This is a genomic window from Clostridium sp. M62/1, assembly GCF_020736365.1.
GTDB lineage: Bacteria > Bacillota > Clostridia > Lachnospirales > Lachnospiraceae > Otoolea > Otoolea saccharolyticum_A.
In genome coordinates this window covers 3,645,001-3,652,500 of record NZ_CP085988.1, presented here as the reverse complement: position 1 = coordinate 3,652,500, position 7,500 = coordinate 3,645,001, and the positions used below count along the sequence as shown (strand labels likewise).

At 48.1% G+C, this 7,500-nt stretch carries 6 protein-coding genes and 1 rRNA gene (2 of these 7 cut by a window edge); 6 read left to right on the top strand and 1 reads right to left on the bottom strand.

The window, feature by feature from the left end; all coding sequences use genetic code 11:
- Positions 1 to 1,645 (top strand): 23S ribosomal RNA (locus tag LK436_RS16950); it begins 1,241 nt to the left of the window's first position.
- A gap of 374 nt (positions 1,646 to 2,019) precedes the next feature.
- Here the strand turns inward: LK436_RS16950 and LK436_RS16945 are convergent.
- On the bottom strand, positions 2,020 to 2,964 hold the full coding sequence (locus LK436_RS16945; RefSeq protein ID WP_015574855.1) for a LysR family transcriptional regulator: 945 nt from the start codon (positions 2,962 to 2,964) through the stop codon (positions 2,020 to 2,022).
- Positions 2,965 to 3,295: 331 nt separating this feature from the next.
- Between LK436_RS16945 and LK436_RS16940 the strand changes: the two genes are divergently transcribed.
- The 5 genes from LK436_RS16940 to LK436_RS16920 form a co-directional block, all read left to right on the top strand.
- Entirely contained in the window at positions 3,296 to 4,159 is an 864-nt protein-coding gene (locus tag LK436_RS16940) for a DUF6282 family protein (RefSeq protein WP_044931770.1), read from the top strand.
- A 26-nt stretch (positions 4,160 to 4,185) separates the two neighbouring features.
- Positions 4,186 to 5,202, top strand: coding sequence for a TRAP transporter substrate-binding protein (locus LK436_RS16935; RefSeq protein ID WP_044931767.1), 1,017 nt, complete (start codon positions 4,186 to 4,188; stop codon positions 5,200 to 5,202).
- 44 nt (positions 5,203 to 5,246) lie between these two features.
- Positions 5,247 to 5,744 carry a TRAP transporter small permease gene (locus tag LK436_RS16930; RefSeq protein ID WP_008399038.1) on the top strand — a complete coding sequence of 166 codons (498 nt, stop codon included), beginning with the start codon at positions 5,247 to 5,249 and terminating at the stop codon, positions 5,742 to 5,744.
- Entirely contained in the window at positions 5,738 to 7,024 is a 1,287-nt protein-coding gene (locus LK436_RS16925; protein ID WP_008399037.1) for a TRAP transporter large permease, read from the top strand. The genes LK436_RS16930 and LK436_RS16925 overlap by 7 nt, the downstream gene beginning before the upstream one ends.
- 158 nt (positions 7,025 to 7,182) lie before the next feature.
- A protein-coding gene (locus LK436_RS16920; protein WP_008399036.1) for a response regulator transcription factor crosses the window boundary here: on the top strand, positions 7,183 to 7,500 show its start. Its footprint extends 360 nt past the window's final position; 318 of the gene's 678 nt are visible here — the first part of the coding sequence; it begins with the start codon at positions 7,183 to 7,185; its stop codon lies beyond the right edge, outside the window.

The following is a 7,500-nucleotide window of genomic DNA, read 5'->3' as shown; positions in this document are numbered from 1 at the left end:
TACCGATAAGGAGCTGTGGACTGTATAGAAGAGAGAATGCCGGAATGAGTAGCGAGATGGAGGTGGGAATCCTCCAGGCCGAATATCTAAGGTTTCCAGAGTAAAGCTGATCTGCTCTGGGTAAGTCGGGGCCTAAGGCGAGGTCGAAAGACGTAGTCGATGGACAACAGGTTGAAATTCCTGTACCACATATCATCAGAACTGTGGGGACACAGAACCGGAGGAAAACCCGGGAATGAAAAGACCGGGGCAAGCAGAGGACTGGTCAGGCTGGCAAATCCGCCTGGCAACAGGAGACTGTGACGCGTACCGAACAGAAGTAGGGAAGTTTCCGTAGGGGCTGTCGAGAAAAGCCGCTATTGTGTGATATGTGCCCGTACCGTAAACCGACACAGGTGGATGAGGAGAGAATCCTAAGGCCGGCGGGAGAAGCATTGTTAAGGAACTCGGCAAAATGACCCTGTAACTTCGGGAGAAAGGGTGCCATCGAAAGGTGGCCGCAGAGAATAGGCTCAAGCAACTGTTTAGCAAAAACACAGGTCTATGCAAAACCGTAAGGTGAGGTATATGGGCTGACGCCTGCCCGGTGCTGGAAGGTTACGAGGAGAGGTTAGGGAAACCGAAGCTTTGAATCTAAGCCCCAGTAAACGGCGGCCGTAACTATAACGGTCCTAAGGTAGCGAAATTCCTTGTCGGGTAAGTTCCGACCCGCACGAAAGGCGTAATGATTTGAGCGCTGTCTCGACAATGCACCCGGTGAAATTGAAATACCAGTGAAGATGCTGGTTACCTGCGCCAGGACGGAAAGACCCCATGGAGCTTTACTCTAGCTTGATACTGGGATTCGGTACTGCATGTACAGGATAGGTGGGAGACGAAGAAGACGGGACGCCAGTTTCGTCGGAGTCGCTGTTGGGATACCACCCTTGTGGTACTGGGTTTCTAACCAGCTGCCGTGACCCGGCAGTGGGACAATGTCAGGTGGGGAGTTTGACTGGGGCGGTCGCCTCCGAAAGGGTATCGGAGGCGCTCAAAGGTTCCCTCAGAATGGTCGGAAACCATTCAAAGAGTGCAAAGGCAGAAGGGAGCTTGACTGCGAGACCGACGGGTCGAGCAGGTACGAAAGTAGGACTTAGTGATCCGGTGGTATGAAAGTGGGATTGCCATCGCTCAACGGATAAAAGCTACCCTGGGGATAACAGGCTTATCACTCCCAAGAGTTCACATCGACGGAGTGGTTTGGCACCTCGATGTCGGCTCATCGCATCCTGGGGCTGAAGTAGGTCCCAAGGGTTGGGCTGTTCGCCCATTAAAGCGGTACGCGAGCTGGGTTCAGAACGTCGTGAGACAGTTCGGTCCCTATCCGGCGCGGGCGTAGGATATTTGAGAGGAGCTGTCCTTAGTACGAGAGGACCGGGATGGACTGACCTCTGGTGTATCTGTTAGACTATCAAGTCTATGGCAGAGTAGCCAAGTCGGGACGGGATAAACGCTGAAGGCATCTAAGCGTGAAGCCCCCCTCAAGATGAGATATCCCATACGCAAGTAGTAAGACCCCTTGAAGACGACGAGGTAGATAGGGCAGAGGTGGAAGTGCAGTAATGCATGGAGCTGACTGTTACTAATCGGTCGAGGGCTTAACCAAGAGGTTGGGTAGGAAGGATGGAAGGTAGGAAGAAGAAGGAAGAGCGGAAGTTCAATGTGTGGTTTTGAGGGTATGTATGAATACCCCAGATACATAAGATTATTTAGAAAGTCCTGAAAAGGGCTTTTTTTGTTTTATAAGAATTTTTCTTTATAAAAGTATTTTTGTGTTAAAGTACAAGTCTCAGAAAATGCGGACGGCTGCAACAGAGATGGCTGTGGATGTCCCCGGGAAGACAGCATCAGGCAGACAGCGGCAGGGACGCGGCAGTAGGATGAGGCACAGCCGGATTTACAGCTGCAGCAGTTTCGGTTTTTGCGAAAAGCATTTATGAGCCGAGGAAACCTGCCGCCTGGCAGGGATTTTACCACGGCCTATTTTTTCATTAACTGATTGGCGGCTTCGTCTATCAGCTCGCAGAATACTTTTACGTAAAAAGGCTGAGTGATATTTTTGTGCCAGATTAGTTCAACCCGGAGCGGATAATGGAAGCTTTTAACGGGGAAGATGTGGATCCTCTGGCCCGGACTGCATTTCGCATTGTGTTCATGGACGCGAAGGGAGAGCATCTTGGGGATCAGGGCGGCGCACAGACCGGAGGAACAGAGGAGAATATGGGTATCGCAATCACTTATATGGTACGGTGTTTTCTCTAAAGAGATGCCGCAGTCTGAAAGATGCTGCCGGATGATCACATTCATGGCGCCTGTCTCATAGTAGAGAGAGAAAGGCACGCCCGAAAAGGCTGTGAGATCCACTCCGCTGTAAAATTCAGACAGCATCTTGCTTCCGAAGTGCTGCTGAAACAGGTGCTCACTGATAATGAGCTGTATTTTGTCAGAGATAATCGGCATTGTATGAAAAGCGGGATTATGGCTGGCATTGACACCTAAAAACAGATCGATAGAGCCGTCCATCAGGCATTTTTCAAGAATCACAGTGTCATTTACGTAAAAGGATACCTCGACCTCGGGAAAAAGTTCGTAATATTTTGGAAGAACAAGAGGAAGGATAATCTGAGCGCGGGAAGTGCTGAGTCCCACTGTAAAAGAACCCTTTCTGCCGGCTGACATTTCCTGCAGAGTGCGTTCCATATTGCTTTCCAAGATTTTTGTGCTTCTCAGATACTGAAACATTACTTCCCCGGCCTCTGTCAGTGACAGGTGAGGTTTCCGGTTAAACAGCAGGACTCCGTACTCTTCTTCCAGCCTTTTTATGTGATCACTCACACACTGCTGGGTGACAAAAGAACGCTTGGCAGCTTTCACTATGCTCAATTCTTCAGCCACTGTCATAAAGATCTTAAAACTCTGTTTCATCAGTTTCCCCCACATCGTTCCATTTTTGGATATTATACCTTTATTTATTGAGAAGTTCAACAAGAAAAAACTTGAAATATCTGTTATTCAGACGAAAAAATCTGATTTTATCATCATCATACAAGAAAAATAGAAATATAGAACAAGAAAACTTTTGAGAGAAAAGATTCCGGAATGCTTATTTTATAGGAAATAAGAAATAAAGCGCTCTGTTCTTCCTCATACAGCACAAGTTTTTTCAGAAAAAATGGAAAGATCTACTTGTTTTTCTTTGGAATTTCTGCATGCTATACTTTTCTCAGGCTGCAGCAAAAAGAAAAACGGAGGGATTATGGAGCAATATTGGGCTATGGCAGAAGAACTGCTCAGGGGAGCGTATGACCTTCACGCCCACAGTTCACCTTCTCATATTGACCGATCCGTTCATGATTACCAGATGGTTCAGCAGGCCCAGGATGCCGGTATGGCAGGGATCATGATTAAAAATCATTATGAGAGTACAGTGGGAAGAGCGGAGGCAATTAATCGGACCAAGAAATTTACAGCAAAAGCTTACGGCGGCTTGGTTCTGAACTGGCCGGCCGGCGGCCTGAATCCGTACGCAGTGCAGAGTGCACTTCAGCTGGGAGGAAGGTTTATCTGGCTTCCTACCCGCGATGCGGACAACTGCCTTAAATTTGGTGATATGCCTGGAGATTTTTTTAGGCGGGCAGGTATAAAAATCATTGACGGGCAGGGAAAACTGAGAAAAGAGATATATGAAATCTTTGACCTGGTTCACTTTTACGGAGCTGTTCTGGCTACAGGACATGTGGGAATGGAAGAGGCTGTTCTGGTTTGCCGGGAAGGCAGAAAAAGGGGAATAAACATGGTTTTAACACATCCGGAGTGGAGAAGGACTGTAGTTCCGGCCTCTGTGCAGAGAGAACTGGCAGAACTGGGAGTGAGGATTGAAAAGAACTGGGCCAATGTGGAAGATGGGGACTGTACGCTGGAAGAGATGGTTTGGAATATAAGATGCGTCGGTCTGTCGAATGTATATCTGGCAACCGATCGGGGCCAGTCAGGAAAAGAAGTGCCGGTGGAAGGAATGAAGCGATTTATTTGTGCTCTATTAAAAAGCGGATTTTCACCAGCAGAAATCAGAGATATGGTTCAGAAAGTTCCGGAAGAGCTGGTAGGAGAAGTCGGGTGACAAAACGTCAGGAAGGAGGAGAAAACGTGAAAAAGAAAACGGCAGGTGCGCTGTGTCTGTTGGCTGCGGCAGCTGTTTTAATGACGGCATGTTCAAAGAGCAGGGAGGAAGAGACACAGAAAGTATTTCAGATTGGATTCACGACAGCAGCGGTGGAAAATGATCCGTACTACATTTTTGCCAAGAGCTTTTCAGACCTGGTGGAAGAAAAGAGCGAGGGAAAAATGAGGATTGATGTGATGGGAGGAGGTCAGCTTGGACAGGAAGGGGAGATGTTTACCGGAATGCAGATCGGAACAACGGATATGGCTGTCATGACAAATGCCTACGCCAGTGGCTATGTTCCGGCTTCCGGACTGTTTGATCTGCCATTTATTTTTAAAGACAGTGAGACAGCTGCCAGGATTCTGGACAGTGAAATAGGCCAGTCTGTACTGGAAGAATATGACAGATACGGTGTTAAGGCTCTTGCCTGGGGGGAAGGAGGCTTTCGTCATCTCGTGACGAAAAATAAGGCAGTGAGAAAGCCTGAAGATTTTAAAGGGCTGAAAATTCGATGTATGGAGACAGAAAGCTATATTGCGACCTATGCAGCCCTTGGAACAAATGCGGTACCCATGGCGTGGTCTGAAACGATTACAGGCCTGCAGCAGGGAACCATTGACGGACTCGATATTCCCATCAGTGTGATATACACGAACGGTTTTCCGGATATTGCAAAATATCTGAATATGACAGGCCATTTTTATTCGCCTCTGCTAATCTGTACCTCGAAAGACCTGTATGACAGGCTGACCCCGGAAGAACAGAGAATTCTGAAAGAGGCGGCAGTTGAGGCCGGCATAAAGAGCAGGGAAAATAATGCCCGGCTGGAGTCGGTGATGCTGAAAGAGATGGAAGAGGCCGGTATGACAATAGTAAGAGATGTAGAAGTTGAGAAGTTTCAGCAGATTTTAGGTTCTTTCTACACGGACCGGGCTGAAAAAATAGGAGGCACCTATGTTGCTGATCTGCTGTCTGCTCTGGAAGAAGGGACAGAATAAGTCGAAGCCGGAGGGGAGCAAATGGAAAGAGGGGAGGAATAGGAGTGGAGCGAATTGAAAAAATCAAGAAGATAGTGGAACGGCTGTTGTATTTTTTGGTTTGCGCAACATTCGCAGTTTTAATATTTGCCTGCGTCCTTCAGGTATTTACAAGATTTGTACTTAATAATTCACTTTCATGGACAGAAGAGCTGGCCAGATATGCATTTATTTGGTCCAACTTCCTGGGAGCGGCTATCTGCACACAGAAAGAATCACATGCCGCAGTCACAGCAGTGACGGATCTGCTGCCTGCAAAGGCGCAGACAGCGCTGAAAATAGCAGTCAGTCTGATCATCATACTTGTGGCAGGCGTTTTAATCTGGCATGGCTTTCAGGTGGCTTATGCCGTAAGGCTGCAGCTCAGTCCGGCTCTCAGAGTCAGTATGGCGCTGATCTATGGAGCTGCTCCAGTGTGCGGTGTGTTTGTCCTGTTTTATTCAGTTTTGAATCTTCTGCGGCAGATTCAGAGCTTCAGGGGAAAGGAGACTGGAAAATGGTAGGATTTATGTTTCTTATAATGTTGGGGCTGATTTTCATAGGTGTTCCGGTCGCATTTTCCATTCTTGGCTCCGGCATCTGGTTTCTTCTGGCAACGGATATAAAGCCTCTGGCGCTGGTATGTCAGCGGGCTGTGACGGGACTTGATTCCTTCCCTCTTCTCGCCGTCCCCCTGTTTGTATTCGTCGGAGATCTGATGGATCGAGGGGGAATCTCCAAGAGGATGATCCGGTGGGCGGAAAGCCTTCTGGGATGGATGCCTGGAGGACTCGGAGTGGTTACAATTGTATCCTGCGCAGTGTTTGCAGCCCTTACAGGTTCAGGGCCGGCGACAGTGGCGGCCATTGGAAGCATTATGATTCCGTCCCTGGTAAAAAATGGATATCCCCTCAAGACAGCGGCGGGGATGGCGGCGGCAGGCGGGGCGCTGGGGCCGATTATTCCGCCCAGCATTCCCATGATCATCTATGGAGTTACCATGGGAATTTCTATCCCTCAGATGTTTGTGGCAGGGATTGTCCCCGGACTTTTCTTGGCTGCGCTGCTGATTGTGGTGAACATGATCATAGCAATCAGAAATCCTGAAATTCTGAGGCACAGGGGAACTGCCTTTTCAATCAGAGAGGTTCTGAAAAATACCTGGTCCGCCATGGGAGCCCTTCTGCTTCCGGTCATTATTCTCGGAGGAATTTACAGCGGAATTTTTACACCTACTGAATCGGCAGCCGTAGGCGTGGTCTATGCGCTTTTTGTGGGAATTTTTGTATACAGGGAAATTCGGATTTCCGATATTCCCAAGGCCCTGGTAAAGTCCATGGAAACTGCGGCCATGGTTGATATTATTATCGCAGCCGCCAATCTTTTATCATGGATTATGTCGGTAACACAGGTTTCCACGTATATTATAGGAGCTTTGTCCGGCATTATCACAAACAAGTATACGTATCTTTTAGTGCTGATGGTCCTGCTGTTTGTGGTAGGCGCGCTCATGGACACTGTGGCTGCCATTATCATCATTGCGCCGGTGATTGTCCCTATGGGAATCGAGCTTGGCCTTGATCCCCTTCATCTGGGAATGATTTTCGTAATTAACCTGGTAATCGGCTATGTGACTCCGCCATTTGGTTACAACCTTTTTACAGCCGGCTCAGTGACGGGACTGAAATTTAACGATGTCGTAAAGGGGGTTCTGCCATTTCTGCTGATAGAAATGGCAGCAGTGATGGTATTTGCCTATGTGCCGGGAATTATAACCTGGCTTCCTGAAGTTTTGGGTTCCTGATAACCTCCCTTTCTGCCATGCCCGCTCTCCTGAAAGGCGTAAAAAGTGAAATATCTGTGAAATGGTGGAAATGCTTTTTGTAATCTGTTAAGATAGAGCCATAAAAATGGCAGAGAGTGAAAAGCAGAACCGGATTTAGAAAGCAGAGGCGTACAGATATGGAGACACTTAAAATATTAGTGGTGGACGATGAGCCAAGGATGAGGAAGCTGGTAAAGGACTTCCTGACCGTTAAGGGCTTCCAGGTGGTGGAGGCCGGAGACGGCGAGGAGGCTATTGACATTTTCTTTGAGCAGAAGGATATTGCCTTAATTCTTTTAGATGTGATGATGCCGAAAATGGATGGCTGGGAGGTGTTAAAGACCATCAGAAAGTACTCCCAGGTTCCGATTCTCATGCTGACAGCCAGAGGGGAGGAGCAGGATGAGCTGCAGGGCTTCAAGCTGGGAGTAGATGAGTACATTTCGAAGCCTTTC